The 14,854-nt window shown below is 65.9% G+C and carries 14 protein-coding genes; 11 read left to right on the forward strand and 3 right to left on the reverse strand.

Annotated elements, in window-relative coordinates:
• The 11 genes from DCN14_RS20025 (at nucleotide 1) to nagZ (ending at nucleotide 11,147) form a co-directional block, all read left to right on the forward strand.
• Nucleotides 1-1,053 (forward strand): MucB/RseB C-terminal domain-containing protein, encoded by a 1,053-nt coding sequence (locus DCN14_RS20025; protein ID WP_096507528.1) that lies wholly within the window; start codon nucleotides 1-3, stop codon nucleotides 1,051-1,053.
• Between the two features lie 16 nt (nucleotides 1,054-1,069).
• Nucleotides 1,070-2,581: a DegQ family serine endoprotease gene (locus DCN14_RS20030; RefSeq protein ID WP_096507527.1), complete on the forward strand. Its 1,512-nt coding sequence runs from the start codon at nucleotides 1,070-1,072 to the stop codon at nucleotides 2,579-2,581.
• A 7-nt stretch (nucleotides 2,582-2,588) separates the two neighbouring features.
• The gene (locus tag DCN14_RS20035) at nucleotides 2,589-2,825 is read left to right on the forward strand and encodes a glutaredoxin family protein (protein ID WP_096507526.1); all 237 of its coding nucleotides are present in this window, start codon (nucleotides 2,589-2,591) and stop codon (nucleotides 2,823-2,825) included.
• Between the two features lie 227 nt (nucleotides 2,826-3,052).
• Nucleotides 3,053-4,846, forward strand: coding sequence for a translation elongation factor 4 (gene lepA, locus DCN14_RS20040; protein WP_096507525.1), 1,794 nt, complete (start codon nucleotides 3,053-3,055; stop codon nucleotides 4,844-4,846).
• Between the two features lie 16 nt (nucleotides 4,847-4,862).
• Entirely contained in the window at nucleotides 4,863-5,756 is an 894-nt protein-coding gene (gene lepB, locus DCN14_RS20045) for a signal peptidase I (RefSeq protein ID WP_096507524.1), read from the forward strand.
• A gap of 155 nt (nucleotides 5,757-5,911) precedes the next feature.
• Nucleotides 5,912-7,042, forward strand: coding sequence for a ribonuclease III (gene rnc, locus DCN14_RS20050; protein WP_096507523.1), 1,131 nt, complete (start codon nucleotides 5,912-5,914; stop codon nucleotides 7,040-7,042).
• Nucleotides 7,043-7,102: 60 nt separating this feature from the next.
• A complete protein-coding gene (gene era, locus DCN14_RS20055; protein ID WP_096507522.1) occupies nucleotides 7,103-8,002 on the forward strand; it encodes a GTPase Era in 900 nt (299 codons plus the stop codon).
• Nucleotides 7,989-8,828 (forward strand): DNA repair protein RecO, encoded by an 840-nt coding sequence (gene recO / locus DCN14_RS20060; RefSeq protein ID WP_096507521.1) that lies wholly within the window; start codon nucleotides 7,989-7,991, stop codon nucleotides 8,826-8,828. Before era ends, recO begins: the two co-directional genes overlap by 14 nt.
• A complete protein-coding gene (gene pdxJ, locus DCN14_RS20065; protein WP_096507520.1) occupies nucleotides 8,825-9,601 on the forward strand; it encodes a pyridoxine 5'-phosphate synthase in 777 nt (258 codons plus the stop codon). Before recO ends, pdxJ begins: the two co-directional genes overlap by 4 nt.
• A 69-nt stretch (nucleotides 9,602-9,670) precedes the next feature.
• Nucleotides 9,671-10,102 (forward strand): holo-ACP synthase, encoded by a 432-nt coding sequence (gene acpS / locus DCN14_RS20070; RefSeq protein WP_096507519.1) that lies wholly within the window; start codon nucleotides 9,671-9,673, stop codon nucleotides 10,100-10,102.
• 16 nt (nucleotides 10,103-10,118) lie between these two features.
• Complete coding sequence (gene nagZ, locus DCN14_RS20075) at nucleotides 10,119-11,147, forward strand: beta-N-acetylhexosaminidase (protein WP_096507518.1); 1,029 nt, start codon at nucleotides 10,119-10,121, stop codon at nucleotides 11,145-11,147.
• A gap of 156 nt (nucleotides 11,148-11,303) precedes the next feature.
• On the opposite strand, the gene DCN14_RS20080 is transcribed toward nagZ, so the two are convergent.
• The 3 genes from DCN14_RS20080 to earP form a co-directional block, all read right to left on the reverse strand.
• Complete coding sequence (locus DCN14_RS20080) at nucleotides 11,304-12,689, reverse strand: sigma-54 dependent transcriptional regulator (protein ID WP_096507517.1); 1,386 nt, start codon at nucleotides 12,687-12,689, stop codon at nucleotides 11,304-11,306.
• Nucleotides 12,690-12,960: 271 nt separating this feature from the next.
• On the reverse strand, nucleotides 12,961-13,518 hold the full coding sequence (efp, locus tag DCN14_RS20085; RefSeq protein WP_096507516.1) for an elongation factor P: 558 nt from the start codon (nucleotides 13,516-13,518) through the stop codon (nucleotides 12,961-12,963).
• A 138-nt stretch (nucleotides 13,519-13,656) separates the two neighbouring features.
• Entirely contained in the window at nucleotides 13,657-14,844 is a 1,188-nt protein-coding gene (gene earP / locus DCN14_RS20090; protein ID WP_096507515.1) for an elongation factor P maturation arginine rhamnosyltransferase EarP, read from the reverse strand.
• Between the last annotated feature and the right edge of the window lie 10 nt (nucleotides 14,845-14,854).

The following is a 14,854-nucleotide window of genomic DNA, read 5'->3' on the forward strand; positions in this document are numbered from 1 at the left end:
ATGCGGACATTGCAGTTGAATCAAGCCATCTCCGGATGGAAGCGGCTGCCGGCCCTCCTGCTTTGCGCAGCCGCCCTGTTGTCCGTTCAATCCCTTCCTGCCAGCGCCCAGCAACCGGACGATCCCGTCGCGACCCGCAAGGGTGCGGCGGACTGGCTCGACCGCATCCAGCAGGCGGCGCAGCAGCAGAACTACGAGGGGACGTTCGTCTACCAGCGCGGCGGATATGTGCAGTCGTCGCGCATCGCTCACGTTTCGTCCCGCGACGGCGAGTTCGAGCGCATCGAGACGCTCGACGGCAAGCCGCGCAAGGTCCTGCGGCATAACGACGAACTCTACACGTTCGTGCCGGAGCGCAAGCTGTGCGTGGTCGAGCGCCGCCAGACGCGCGACTCGTTCCCCGCGCTGCTCGGCGCGAGCGGCGAGCACGTGATGTCCGTCTACGACGCGAAACCGCTCGGCAAGGACCGCGTGGCAGGAATCGACGCGCAGGTCGTCGAACTCGTGCCGAAGGACGCGTACCGCTTCACGTACAAGCTGTGGGCCGATGCCCGCACCGGGCTGTTGCTGCGTTCGCAGACGCTCGACGCGAGCGATCACGTGCTCGAGCAGATCGCGTTCTCGCAAGTGCAGACGGGCGGCACGGCCGGCGACAAGTCGGCGATTGCCGCCGGAATCCGCAACCTGGGCGGCTGGACGGTCGTCCGTCCGCCGGTCGCGACGGTCGACATGGAAGCACAGGGCTGGCAGATCGCACCGAACGTCGCCGGCTTCCAGAAAATCCGTGAAGTGCGTCGGCCGATGGCCGCGCGCGATGCCGGCGATCCGCCGATTTCGGTGGATCAGGCCGTTTTCACCGATGGACTTGCAACGATCTCCGTCTTCATCGAGCCGGCCGAGAAGAATACGCGCAAGGAAGGCGCGGGCAGCACCGGTGCGACGCACGTTCTCGTGAAGCGCCGCGGCGACTACTGGATCACCGTGCTCGGCGAAGTGCCGCCGGCTACGTTGCAGCAGTTCGCGTCTGCCATAGAATACAAGGCTTCCAAGTAACGCTTCGGCTTCCGACATGACGAAACTCACGCTGCGCAACTGGCTCGCGGCGGCGGCGCTGTGCGCCTGCCTGCCGCTCGTCCCGCATCCCGCGGTTGCGGCTACGGCTCCCGCCGCCAGCCTCCCGGACTTCGCCGACCTGGTCGAAAAGGTCGGGCCGGCCGTCGTGAACATCCGGACCACCGCGAACGTGCCGATAGCAGGCCCGCGCGGCGCGCTTCCGCCTGGCTTCGACAACGGCGACATGTCGGAATTCTTCCGGCGCTTCTTCGGCATTCCGTTGCCGCAGGCGCCCGGTAACGGCAACGGCAGCGGTAATGGCAGCGGCAACCCGAAAGATGCGCCCGCGCCCGACAATCCGCCCGATGCCGAGCAGAACCGCGGCGTCGGCTCCGGTTTCATCGTGTCGGCAGACGGCTACGTGATGACCAATGCGCACGTCGTCGACGATGCGGACACGATCTACGTGACGCTGACCGACAAGCGCGAATTCAAGGCGAAGCTGATCGGCGTCGACGACCGCACGGACATCGCCGTCGTGAAGATCCAGGCGTCGAACCTGCCGATCGTCGCGATCGGCGATTCGAACAAGGTGCGCGTCGGCGAGTGGGTCGTCGCGATCGGTTCGCCGTTCGGCCTCGACAACACCGTGACGGCCGGCATCGTCAGCTCGAAGAGCCGCAACACCGGCGACTACCTGCCGTTCATCCAGACCGACGTCGCCGTGAACCCCGGCAACTCGGGCGGCCCGCTGATCAACATGCAGGGCGAAGTGATCGGCATCAACTCGCAGATCTACAGCCGTACCGGCGGTTTCATGGGCATTTCGTTCGCGATCCCGATCGACGAGGCGATGCGCGTGGCCGACCAGCTGAAGGCGACGGGCAAGGTCACGCGCGGCCGGATCGCGGTGGCGATCGGCGAGGTGACGAAGGACGTGGCCGATTCGATCGGGCTGCCGAAGGCCGAAGGCGCGCTCGTCAGCAGCGTCGAGCCGGGCGGTCCGGCCGACAAGGCGGGCATCCAGCCGGGCGACATCATCCTGAAGTTCAACGGCCGGCCGGTCGATACGGCGTCGGATCTGCCGCGCATGGTCGGCGACACGAAGCCGGGCACCAAGGCGACCGTCAGCGTGTGGCGCAAGGGGCAGGCGCGCGATCTGCCGATCACGATCGCGGAGACGCCGGCGGAGACGACGGCGAAGGCCGAGCAGCGCAAGAACACGCCGCAGAAGCCGCGCCAGGCCAACTCGCTCGGCTTGACGGTCAGCGACATTTCGGCGGATCAGATGAAGTCGCTGAAGCTGAAGGGCGGCGTGCAGATCGACGGCGTCGACGGCCCGGCAGCCCGTGCCGGCCTGCAACGCGGCGACATCGTGCTGCGTGTCGGCGACACCGACATCACCAGTGCGAAGCAGTTCGCCGAAGTGACCGCGCAGCTCGATTCGCAGAAGGCGGTCGCGGTGCTCGTGCGACGCGGCGACAACACGCAGTTCGTGCCGGTGCGGCCGCGTCCGACGCAGAAGTAACGCGCCGATGTTCACGCTCTACGGCCGTGGCTGGTGCCACCTGTGCGACGACATGCGCGACGCGCTGGCGCCGGTCGCGGCCGAATTCGGTGTCGCGGTCGACTATGTCGACATCGACGCCGATCCGGCACTCGTTGCCCGCTACGACGAGGACGTGCCCGTGCTGCTGCTCGACGGCGCGGAAGTGTGCCGGCATCGCTTCGACGAGGGGAGGGTGCGCGATGCGCTCGCGGCCCGGCGCTGAAGCTGGCTCGATCGCCCGGTGCGGCACCGCTTCGCGCGGCACGTTTTCGCTTTGGGGGCGGCAGCATCGGCCTCTCACCGGGAAGCCGTTACCGGGCGCGCGTCGCCCGGCGTTCCGAATTACCGCCCGGCAAAGGCCTTTTCGGCTAAAATAAGCCGTTTTTTCACCGACTTACAAGGCGTGCTCCGCAGTCGTCGAGCGCGCCTTTTTCGCTTGATCGGCACTGAATGGATCATATTCGCAATTTCTCGATCATCGCGCACATCGACCATGGCAAGTCGACACTCGCGGATCGCATCATCCAGGTATGCGGCGGCCTCGCCGACCGTGAAATGGAAGCGCAGGTGCTCGACTCGATGGACATCGAGCGCGAGCGCGGCATCACGATCAAGGCGCAGACGGCTGCCCTGTCGTATCGCGCCCGCGACGGCAAGGTCTACAACCTCAACCTGATCGATACGCCGGGGCACGTCGACTTCTCGTACGAGGTCAGCCGTTCGCTGTCCGCGTGCGAGGGCGCGCTGCTCGTGGTCGACGCGAGCCAGGGCGTCGAGGCGCAGACGGTCGCGAACTGCTACACGGCGATCGAGCTCGGCGTCGAAGTCGTGCCCGTGCTGAACAAGATCGACCTGCCGGCCGCGAACCCCGAGAACGCGATCGAGGAGATCGAGGACGTGATCGGCATCGACGCGACCGACGCGACGCGCTGCAGCGCGAAGACGGGGCTCGGCGTCGAGGACGTGCTCGAATCGCTGATCGCGAAGGTGCCGCCGCCGAAGGGCGATCCGGCCGCGCCGCTGCAGGCGCTGATCATCGACTCGTGGTTCGACAACTATGTCGGCGTCGTGATGCTCGTGCGCATCGTCAACGGCACGCTGCGTCCGAAGGAAAAGATCAAGATGATGGCGACCGGCGCGCAGTATCCGGTCGAGCACATCGGCGTGTTCACGCCGAAGTCGCGCAATCTCGAATCGCTGTCGGCCGGGCAGGTGGGCTTCATCATCGCCGGCATCAAGGAGCTGACGGCCGCGAAGGTCGGCGATACCGTCACGCACGCGACCAAGGCCGCCACCGAGCCGTTGCCGGGCTTCAAGGAAGTGAAGCCGCAGGTGTTCGCGGGCCTCTATCCGGTCGAGGCGAACCAGTACGACGCGCTGCGCGAGTCGCTCGAGAAGCTGAAGCTCAACGACGCGTCGCTGCAGTACGAGCCGGAAGTGTCGCAGGCGCTCGGCTTCGGTTTCCGCTGCGGCTTCCTCGGGCTGCTGCACATGGAAATCGTGCAGGAGCGGCTCGAGCGCGAGTTCGACATGGACCTCATCACGACCGCGCCGACGGTCGTCTATGAGGTGGTGCAGAGCGACGGCTCGACGATCATGGTCGAGAACCCGGCGAAGATGCCGGAGCCCGGCCGCATTGCCGAGGTTCGCGAGCCGATCGTCACCGTGAACCTGTACATGCCGCAGGACTACGTCGGCTCCGTGATCACGCTGTGCGAGCAGAAGCGCGGCTCGCAGATCAACATGCAGTACCACGGCCGCCAGGTGCAGCTCACGTACGAAATCCCGATGGCCGAGATCGTGCTCGACTTCTTCGATCGTCTGAAGTCGGTGTCGCGCGGCTATGCGTCGATGGACTACGAGTTCAAGGAATACCGTTCGTCGGACGTCGTGAAGGTCGACATGCTGATCAACGGCGACAAGGTCGATGCGCTGTCGATCATCGTGCACCGCTCGCAGTCGCAGTATCGCGGCCGCGAAGTGGCCGCGAAGATGCGCGAGATCATCCCGCGCCAGATGTACGACGTGGCGATCCAGGCCGCGATCGGCGCGCACATCGTTGCGCGCGAGAACATCAAGGCGCTGCGCAAGAACGTGCTCGCGAAGTGCTACGGCGGCGACATCACGCGAAAGAAGAAACTGCTCGAGAAGCAGAAAGAAGGTAAGAAACGCATGAAGCAGGTGGGTTCGGTCGAGATCCCGCAGGAAGCGTTCCTCGCGATCTTGCGCGTCGAAGACAAATAACAGGACTGATCCTTTTATGAATTTTGCGCTGATTCTTTTTGTGCTCGTCGTGGTGACGGGCGTAGCGTGGGTGCTGGACAAACTGGTGTTCCTGCCGCGGCGCCGCAAGGCGGCCGACGTGGCGATCGAGGAATTCGATCGCCAGCAGTCGCGCATCGACAAGCGTTTCGCGGATGAAAACGCGGTGCAGACGCGTTCGAAGCTGCGCGACGAGAAGCTGCGCCAGCCGTGGTGGCTCGAGTACACGGCCAGCTTCTTCCCGGTGATCCTCGCGGTGTTCGTCGTGCGTTCGTTCGTCGTCGAGCCGTTCAAGATTCCGTCGGGCTCGATGGTGCCGACGCTGCTCGTCGGCGACTTCATCCTCGTGAACAAGTTCGAATACGGTCTGCGTCTGCCGATCACGAACACGAAGATCACGCAGGGCAGCCCGCTGTCGCGCGGCGACGTCGTCGTGTTCCGTTATCCGAAGGACGAATCGGTCGACTACATCAAGCGCGTGATCGGCCTGCCGGGCGACACGGTTGCTTACCAGGACAAGCAACTGACGATCAACGGCCAGCCGGTGCCCGAAACGCCGCTGCCCGATTTCTTCGACGACGAGCGCCAGAATTACGCGAAGCAGTTCGAGGAAACGATCGGCACGAGGAAGAACGCGATCCTGAACAATCCCGCCGTGCCGCCGTTCGTGATGGGCGCCTACGATTATCCGTATCGGGACAACTGCACGTACAACAGCCGCGGCGTGATCTGCAAGGTGCCGCCGGGTCACTACTTCATGATGGGCGACAACCGCGACAACAGCGCGGACAGCCGCTACTGGGGTTTCGTGCCGGACAACAACATCGTCGGTCGCGCGTTCTTCATCTGGATGAACTTCAGCGATCTGAAGCGCATCGGTTCCTTCAACTGATCGCGTTTCTCGACTCACACGCAATACGCGATGCACGGGCCGCGTCGCGTATTGCCGAACTACTTTAAGAACCGGCGGTAACACCGCCTCGTCACGCCTTTTCGCGTCCGGCCGCGCCGTTTCGGCCCGACCGGCGCCCGCGTTATACTCCTGCCATGCCCCCATCCCAGTTGGAAAGCCGGCTGCGCTACGAATTTCGCAATGCGGAATTATTGCGCCAGGCTTTGACCCATCGCAGTCACAGTGCCACGCACAACGAACGGCTCGAGTTTCTCGGCGATTCCGTTCTGAATTGCGCGGTGGCCGCCCTTTTGTTCCAGCGTTTCAGCAAGCTGGACGAAGGTGACTTGTCGCGCGTGCGCGCCAATCTCGTCAAGCAGCAGTCGCTGTATGAAATTGCTCAGGCCCTGAATATCTCGGAAGGGTTGCGGCTGGGCGAGGGCGAACTGCGCAGCGGCGGCTTCCGCCGCCCGTCGATCCTCGCGGACGCATTCGAAGCCATCATCGGGGCCGTATTCCTCGATGGCGGCTTCGAAGCCGCCCAGGGGGTCATCAAGCGCCTCTACGTGCCGATTCTCGACCACATCGATCCGCGTACGCTCGGCAAGGACGCGAAGACGCTGCTGCAGGAGTATCTGCAGGGGCACAAGATCGCGCTGCCGACCTATACGGTCGTCGCTACGCATGGTGCGGCGCACAATCAGCAGTTCGAGGTCGAATGCACGGTGCCGAAGCTCGACGTGAAGGTGTCGGGGTCCGGCGCGAGCCGGCGTGCGGCCGAGCAGGCTGCCGCGAAGAAGGCGCTCGACGAGGTGATGGCGGCCGCGCCGATGCTGGCGTCGAAGCCGAAGCGTTCGAAGAACGCGCGTGGCTCCAAGCATGTCGAGCCCGAAATCGTGCCGGGCGTGAAGGGCGTGCAGGAAGCGCTCGACCTGCGTTCGCCGGAGCGCAAGGAACGCGCGGCCGCGCGCGATGCGAAGGCGGCGGCCGAGCCCGGCGCGGAATCGGCCCAGGCGCCGATGGCGGCGATTCGCGCATCCCACGTGGAAGCGGCTTCGGACAAGGCCGAACGGTCGGCGAAGCCGGCGGCTGACAAACCTGCCGACAAGCCGTCGGACAAGGCGGCCGATCCGGCGTCGCCGTCCGCTGAAAAGCCGGCCGGTTCCGACCCAGCTTCGCGTCCGACGTTGCGCGCCCGCGATTCCGCGCCGCCCGACACCGATACGCCGCCGGGCGGCGCAAGTCTTGCTGCCGCGCAGGCGCGCGTGGCCGATGCCGACCACTGAATTGCCCATCGATCGTGCCGCGCGCCGCGCGGCCGGTTCCGAACCTGTCTCCCAAACGATATGAACACTCCCGCTCCTACCGGTTTCCGTTGCGGCATGATCGCGATCGTGGGCCGCCCGAACGTCGGCAAGTCGACGTTGATGAACGCACTCGTCGGCCAGAAGATCAGCATCACGTCGCGCAAGGCGCAGACGACCCGCCACCGCATCACCGGCATCAACACGTTCGACGACGCGCAGTTCGTGTTCGTCGACACGCCGGGCTTCCAGACCCGTCACAGCACCGCGCTGAACCGCTCGCTGAACCGTGCGGTCACGTCGACGCTCACGTCGGTCGACCTGATCCTGTTCGTGATCGAGGCCGGCCGCTTCGGGCCCGACGACCAGAAGGTGCTAGACCTGATCCCGCCCGGCATGCCGACGCTGCTGATCACGAACAAGATCGACCGCGTGACCGACAAGGCGTCGCTGTTCCCGTTCATGCAGAAGATGAGCGCGCTGCGCGAATTCGCCGAGCTCGTGCCGCTGTCCGCGCAGAAGCCGGAGGACATCAAGCGCCTGCTGGAAACGATCAAGCCGTATTTGCCGGAAGGCGAGCCGATCTACGGCGAGGACGAACTGACCGACCGCAGTTCGCGTTTCCTCGCGGCCGAAATCCTGCGCGAGAAGGTGTTCCGCTGGACCGGCGACGAATTGCCGTACACGAGCACCGTCCTGATCGACAAGTTCGAGGAGGAGGGGCGCCTGAAGCGCATCTTCGCGACGATCCTTGTCGAACGCGATTCGCACAAGGCGATGGTGATCGGCAAGAAGGGCGAGAAGCTCAAGCAGATCAGTACCGAAGCGCGGATGGACATGGAAAAGCTGTTCGACGGCCCCGTGTATCTCGAGACCTTCGTGAAGGTGAAGAGCGGCTGGGCCGACAACGAGGCGGGGCTGCGTGCCTATGGGTACGAATGACGCGCTGACGTCGACCGAAGACGCGGTGACGGACGGCGCGAACGACGCGCCGCTGCCGGCACCGCCCGAACCGCCGCGTCGCAAGGCGCGGCGTGCGACGTCTCGCACGTCCGATTTCCGCGTTGCCGAGCAGCCGGCGTTCGTGCTGCACAGCTATCCGTACCGGGAAACGAGCCTGATCATCGACGTGCTCACGCGCGATCACGGCCGGCTCGCACTCGTCGCGAAGGGCGCGAAGCGCCCGCACTCCGCGCTGCGCGGCGTGTTGCAGACGTTCCAGCCGCTCTTGCTGTCGTGGTCGGGCAAATCCGAAGTCCGCACGCTGACGGGCGCCGAATGGGTGGGCGGCATGCTGCCGCTCGGCGGCGACGGGCTGCTGTGCGGCTTCTACGCGAACGAACTGCTCGTGAAATTCTGCGCGCGCGAGGATCCTCAGCCGCCGCTCTTCAATCACTACGTGTTGACGCTCACGCGCCTCGCGCACGGCGAACCCGCGGTGCAGGTGCTGCGTTCGTTCGAACGCGTGCTGCTGCGCGAGACCGGCTATGCGATGGCGCTGAACCGCACGGTCGCGCGCCGCGCGGTCGAGCCCGATGGCCGGTACGTATTCGATCCCGAGCGCGGCGTGCGCAATGCGGGCGACGACGTGCCGTCGCATTGGCCGGTGATTGCAGGACAGACGTTGCTCGACATGGAGCAGGACGATTACCATCGAGCCCAGACGGTCGCGCAAAGCAAGACGCTGATGCGCTTCCTGCTGAACACCTATCTCGGCGGTACGCCGCTCGCCACGCGTCAGATCCTGATCGACCTGCAAAATCTATGAGCTTCTTCCTGACAACGCCCACCGCCATCGACCTCGGCGTGAATATCGACCACGTCGCGACGCTGCGCAACGCGCGCGGCACGACCTATCCCGATCCGATTCGCGCGGCACTGGCCGCCGAAGAGGCCGGCGCGGATGCGATCACGCTGCACCTGCGCGAGGATCGCCGCCACATCGTCGATGCGGACGTGCGCAAGCTGCGCCCGCTGCTGAAGACGCGGATGAACCTCGAGTGCGCGGTGACGGCCGAGATGCTCGACATCGCATGCGAAGTGCGTCCGCACGACGCGTGCCTCGTGCCCGAGAAGCGCGAAGAGCTGACGACCGAAGGCGGTCTCGACGTCGCCGGCCGCTTCGAGGCCGTGCGCGCGGCATGCAAGCAGCTCGCCGACGCCGGCGTGCGCGTGTCGCTGTTCATCGACCCGGACGAGACGCAGATCCGCGCGGCGCACGAAGCCGGCGCACCGGTCGTCGAACTGCATACGGGCCGCTACGCCGATGCGCACGACGAAGCCGAGCAGCAGCGCGAGTACGAGCGCATCGTCGCGGGCGTGCAGGCTGGCGCGCAACTGGGCCTGAAGGTCAACGCCGGTCACGGTCTGCACTACACGAACGTGCAGCAGATCGCCGCGATCGACGGCATCGTCGAGCTGAACATCGGCCACGCGCTGGTCGCGCATGCGATTTTCGCGGGCTGGGACAACGCGGTGCGCGAGATGAAGGCGATCATGGTCGCGGCACGTGTCGCCGCACTGCACGGCGGCGCGCGCTGACGATGACACCAGTGCGCACGCGCGTCGCTCGTCATCCTGCACCGTCGATGCAACGCGGCGGGTGTTGACATGGCGATCTACGGCATCGGCACCGACATCGTCCAGGTGAGCCGCATCGCGGCCGTGCTCGAACGCACGGGCGGCCGGTTTGCCGAGAAGGTGCTCGGCCCTGACGAACTACGTGTATTCCATGCGCGCCGCGCGCGTTCCGAGGCGCGCGGCATCGCGTTTCTCGCGACGCGCTTTTCCGCGAAGGAAGCGTTCTCGAAGGCGATCGGCCTCGGCATGCACTGGCCGATGACGTGGCGCGCGCTGCAGACCCTCAATCAACGCAGCGGCGAGCCGTACGTCGTCGCGTCGGGCGAACTGGCCGACTGGCTTGCCGCGCGCGGCATCACGGCACGCGTGACGGTCAGCGACGAACGCGACTATGCGGTGTCGTTCGTGGTCGCCGAGACGGACGCCGCCCCGCCTGCACCTGTTTCCCGAACCACTCCCTGACGGACTTTCCGATTCGATGAAAACGACTCCCGGCCCGGTCATGCTCGACGTCGTCGGCACGGCCCTGTCGCGCGACGATGCGCGGCGCCTTGCGCATCCGAACACCGGCGGCGTGATCCTGTTCGCGCGGCATTTCCAGAACCGCACGCAGTTGACCGCGTTGACCGATTCGATCCGCGCGGTGCGCGAGGACATCCTGATCGCCGTCGATCACGAAGGCGGCCGCGTGCAGCGGTTCCGTACCGACGGCTTCACGGTCTTGCCCGCGATGCGCCGCCTCGGCGAACTGTGGGATCGCGACGTGCTGCTCGCGATGAAGGTCGCGACCGCGGTCGGCTACATCCTGGCCGCCGAGTTGCGCGCATGCGGAATCGACATGAGCTTCACGCCGGTGCTCGATCTCGACTACGGGCACTCGAAGGTGATCGGCGATCGCGCGTTCCACCGCGACCCGCGCGTCGTCACGCTGCTCGCGAAGAGCCTGAACCACGGGCTGTCGCTTGCCGGCATGGCGAACTGCGGCAAGCATTTTCCGGGGCACGGTTTCGCGGAGGCCGATTCGCACGTTGCGTTGCCGACCGACGACCGTTCGCTCGACGCCATTCTCAAGCAGGATGTCGCGCCATACGACTGGCTCGGCCTGTCGCTGTCCGCGGTGATTCCGGCACACGTGATCTACACGCAAGTCGACAAGCGGCCGGCGGGCTTCTCGCGCGTATGGCTGCAGGACATCCTGCGCGGCCGGCTGGGCTTCACCGGCGCGATCTTCAGCGACGACCTGTCGATGGAAGCGGCGCGCGAAGGCGGCACGCTCACGGAGGCGGCGGACGCGGCGCTCGCCGCCGGCTGCGACATGGTGCTCGTGTGCAACCAGCCGGACGCGGCCGAAGTCGTGCTGAACGGACTGAAGGCACATGCGTCGGCCGAGTCGGTGCGGCGCATCAAGCGGATGCGGGGGCGCGGCAAGGCGCTCAAATGGGACAAGCTGATCGTGCAGCCCGACTATCTGCAGGCGCAGGCGCTGTTGAGCAGCGTGCCGGCGTAAGCGGGAAGGGCGGCGAGACGCCGCGCCGTTCCGGTTGATGGAAACAAAAAGCCGCGCGAATGCGCGGCTTTTTTGTCGGGGCTGACCCTTGGGGCGATCCGCTTTTACGCAACTAACCGTCAGATCCGACCAGCGCCCGCGACAACTGCGGCCTGGTCAGTTGACCTTCATTCGCTGCAACTTGTTGTACAGCGTCTTGGGGCTGATGCCGAGCAGAGTCGCCGCCCGGTGTCGCGTGCCGCCGACCGCGTCGAGCGTGGCGCGGATCAGCAGATCCTCGACGTCGGACAGCGGGGTGCCGACCTTGATCTGCACGCTGCTGCCGTTCAGCGCAGCACCGGCCGTGAAGCTGGCCTCGCCCGCACGCAGCGTTTCGATGAAGTCGCCCGAGGCGTCGTACGCGAAGCGCACGCGCTCCTGCAGTTCGCGCACGTTGCCCGGCCATTCGTAGGACAGGCATTCGCGCACGAAGCCCGGCGCCGCGCGCTTGTCGGTCGTGCTGCGGCCCGTGGCACGCGCTTCGCGGTTCAGTTCGTCGATCTGCGCATCGGCGATCGCGAGCGCATCGCCGTCGCGCTCGCGCAGCGGCGGCATCGTGATCGACGCGGCATCGAGACGCAGCCACAGATCCTCGCGCAGCGTGCCGTTCGCGACCGCTTCGCGCGCGGGGCGGCGCGTCGTCGCGATCAGCCGGAAGTCGCTGGCGATCGAACTCGTGCCGCCGATCCGCATGAAATTCTGCGAGTCGAGCGCGTGCAGCAACGCTTCCTGCAGCACGAGCGGCAGCGCAGTGATCTCGTCGAGGAACAGCGTGCCGCCGCCGGCCTGTTCGAACAGGCCCGATTCGCGCCGCTCGGCGCCGTCGAATGCGCCGCGCTCATGGCCGAACAGCACGCTGTCTAGCGATGCGCCCTGACGGCCGGCTTGCGCGATCGTGCGGCAGTCGAACGACACGAACGGCCCCTTGCGGCGGCGGCTCAGGTCGTGCAGCGTGCGCGCGGCCAGCTTCTTGCCGGTACCGGCTTCGCCCGCGAACAGCACGGCCGTTTCGGTACGCGCGTTGTGTTCGATCATGTCGTACACGTGCTGCATCGGTTCGCTGCGGCCGACGAGGGCGCCGAAGCGGCCGAGGTGGCGCAGCGACGCGCGCAGCGTCTGCACTTCATCGATCAGTTCGTAGGGCCGCGGAATCCGGGCGAGCAGGCTGCGCAGGCGCGGAATGTTGATCGGCTTCAGCAGGTAGTCCCAGATGCCGTGACGCAGGCCTTCGATCGCGCTCTCGACAGTCGCGTTGCCCGTCAGCACGATCACCGGCAGCGAGCCGTTCGGCTGTTGCTGCGGCAGGTGCTGGAGCAGGTCGAATCCGCTGCCGTCCGGCAGGTTCAGGTCGACGAGGACGACATCGGGAATCGAGCGGCCGAGCGCCGTGCGCGCTTCGGCGAGCGACGTGGCCGTGTCGACCGAGAAGCCGTCTGCGGCGAGCAGCGCGGTGAGGCCGGACAGACTGTTGGGATCGTCTTCGACAATCAGGGCGTGTGGCATGGTGAACGCGAGTCGAGTCAAGAGAGGCGGGCTGTCGGCATCGGGCCGGCCGCAGCCGCATGTCAGATTAAAAACTGATTTTATGCCCCGCCGAACGCGTAACGAGCATTATTTCTCCGGCGCTATAAAACAGTTACCGATGATACAAATTGAATATCTTTACCGGTGGCTTTTGTGCTGCTTATGGCGGCAGCGCGCGGCCGCTGTTGATGCCGGACAAACAAAAAGCGCCCCGAAGGGCGCTTTGTTCGATGCGGAAATCGCAGACCGGTTACGCGCGGCTGCGGTATTCGTTCGTACGCGTATCGATTTCGATCTTGTCGCCGGTGTTGCAGAACAGCGGCACTTGCAGTTCGAAGCCCGTTGCGAGCTTTGCGTTCTTCAGCACCTTGCCCGACGACGTGTCACCCTTGACGGCCGGTTCCGTGTAGGTGATTTCGCGAACCAGGATCGTCGGCAGTTCGACCGAGATCGCCTTCTCGTTGTAGAACACGACTTCGCAAGCCATGCCGTCTTCGAGGTAGTTCAGCGCTTCGCCCATCATTTCCGCTTCGACTTCGTACTGGTTGTAGTCGGCGTCCATGAACACGTACATCGGGTCGGCGAAGTACGAGTACGTCACTTCCTTGCGGTCGAGCACGACGACGTCGAACTTGTCGTCGGCCTTGTAGACCGATTCCTGGCCTGCGTTCGTCAGCAGGTTCTTCATCTTCATCTTGACGACGGCGGCGTTACGGCCCGACTTGTTGTATTCGGCCTTGGCGATGACCCATGCGTCGCTGCCGATCTGCACGACGTTGCCTACGCGGAGTTCCTGTGCGGTCTTCATAAAAAACTGTCCTGATCCAATCAAATAAATAGGTGCCTGAGCGTTGCGCAACGGCTGACGGCGCAAGCGGGGGTGCGTTCCGGTGGGCGCCAGGAGCCCAAACGCGAGCGCTTGCGTGGTCAGCCGTCGGATAACCGCTTATTTTAACTGAGATTTTGCGTATTCCGCCAGCTTTCCGGCGAGATCGCCGACGCTCGCCAACTCGTCGGCCCAGCGGGCCGCATTCGCGTCGAGCACGGTGCGATGTTGCAGCAAATCGGCCCAATCGGGCGTGCCGGCGCCGTTCCATGCATGCCAGAAGCGTTCCAGCGCCGCGCGCGGCGCGTCGGCGAGGCCCGCCGACACATGCGCGAGTGCTGCGTCGAGTTTCGGCAGATGCGCATCGTCCGCCTGCGGGTAGATGTGCCATACGAACGGCTTGCGCGCCCATTGCGCGCGAACGAACGAGTCCTCGCCGCGCACGAAATTCACGTCGGCCGCCCATAGCAGCGGATCGTAGTCGGCCTGCGGGACGAACGCGAGCCCGTACGCCGTCAGGTTGCCGCTGCTCGCACGTGCGCCGGCGCCGAACGATTCGACCCCGAAGAAGCGCGCGAGCGCGGGCGAGATGCGGCCGGCCGGCACGAGCGCGACCACGGGCGACGGGCCGTCGCGCCACTGCGCGAGCAGCGCGTCGACGGCCGGATTCTCGTACGCGAACAGGCTGACGACCGTCGTGCCGGGCGCGGGCGGCGCACTGCCGGTCGTGTGCTGCCACCACGCGGCGCGCGCCGCGGCATTGGCTTCGAAGGCCGTGCGGCGCGCATCGAGGTCGCGTTCCTTCAGCACGCCGCCGGTGCCAGCCGACAGTCCCGGAAAGAAGAACGTCTTCAGCAGCGGATAACGTGGGTGCGGCGACGGGCGCAGATGGAAATCGGCGACCCAGTCCTCGGCGCTCAGGTATTCGAGGTTGATCCACACCGGGCGGCGCGCGCGGCGCGCCATCGCCGCGAGATACGCGCCGGGCAGCTCGCACGCGAACGCCTCGATCACGACGTCGGCGATGTCCAGCGCGTCGCCGGCTTCCGCATGCCAGTGTTCGACGACGATGCCGTCGAGCGTCTGGCGCCCGGCATCGGGATCGACCCCCGGCAGCAGGCGCGCGAACGTGTCCAGGTCGTCGATGAAGAGGCGAACCTGCCAGCCGTGCTCGTGCACGAGCTGGCGGGCGAGACGCCAGCACACGCCGATGTCGCCGAAGTTGTCGATCACGGTGCAGAAGAGGTCGCACGCGATCGGTTCGTCGGGCGCGAGCGGCGAAGGAGAGGCGGGGGCGGTGCGGGGCATCGAAGCGGGC

The sequence above is a fragment of the Burkholderia sp. IDO3 genome (assembly GCF_003366075.1).
Taxonomy (GTDB): domain Bacteria; phylum Pseudomonadota; class Gammaproteobacteria; order Burkholderiales; family Burkholderiaceae; genus Burkholderia; species Burkholderia anthina.

Bases quoted from the DNA above. Each gene is read 5' to 3' on its own strand.
- DCN14_RS20025 (WP_096507528.1), top strand. From the start codon at position 1: ATGCGGACATTGCAGTTGAATCAAGCCATCTCCGGATGGAAGCGGCTG.
- DCN14_RS20030 (WP_096507527.1), top strand. From the start codon at position 1,070: ATGACGAAACTCACGCTGCGCAACTGGCTCGCGGCGGCGGCGCTGTGC.
- DCN14_RS20035 (WP_096507526.1), top strand. From the start codon at position 2,589: ATGTTCACGCTCTACGGCCGTGGCTGGTGCCACCTGTGCGACGACATG.
- lepA (WP_096507525.1), top strand. From the start codon at position 3,053: ATGGATCATATTCGCAATTTCTCGATCATCGCGCACATCGACCATGGC.
- lepB (WP_096507524.1), top strand. From the start codon at position 4,863: ATGAATTTTGCGCTGATTCTTTTTGTGCTCGTCGTGGTGACGGGCGTA.
- rnc (WP_096507523.1), top strand. From the start codon at position 5,912: ATGCCCCCATCCCAGTTGGAAAGCCGGCTGCGCTACGAATTTCGCAAT.
- era (WP_096507522.1), top strand. From the start codon at position 7,103: ATGAACACTCCCGCTCCTACCGGTTTCCGTTGCGGCATGATCGCGATC.
- recO (WP_096507521.1), top strand. From the start codon at position 7,989: ATGGGTACGAATGACGCGCTGACGTCGACCGAAGACGCGGTGACGGAC.
- pdxJ (WP_096507520.1), top strand. From the start codon at position 8,825: ATGAGCTTCTTCCTGACAACGCCCACCGCCATCGACCTCGGCGTGAAT.
- acpS (WP_096507519.1), top strand. From the start codon at position 9,671: ATGGCGATCTACGGCATCGGCACCGACATCGTCCAGGTGAGCCGCATC.
- nagZ (WP_096507518.1), top strand. From the start codon at position 10,119: ATGAAAACGACTCCCGGCCCGGTCATGCTCGACGTCGTCGGCACGGCC.
- DCN14_RS20080 (WP_096507517.1), bottom strand. From the start codon at position 12,689: ATGCCACACGCCCTGATTGTCGAAGACGATCCCAACAGTCTGTCCGGC.
- efp (WP_096507516.1), bottom strand. From the start codon at position 13,518: ATGAAGACCGCACAGGAACTCCGCGTAGGCAACGTCGTGCAGATCGGC.
- earP (WP_096507515.1), bottom strand. From the start codon at position 14,844: ATGCCCCGCACCGCCCCCGCCTCTCCTTCGCCGCTCGCGCCCGACGAA.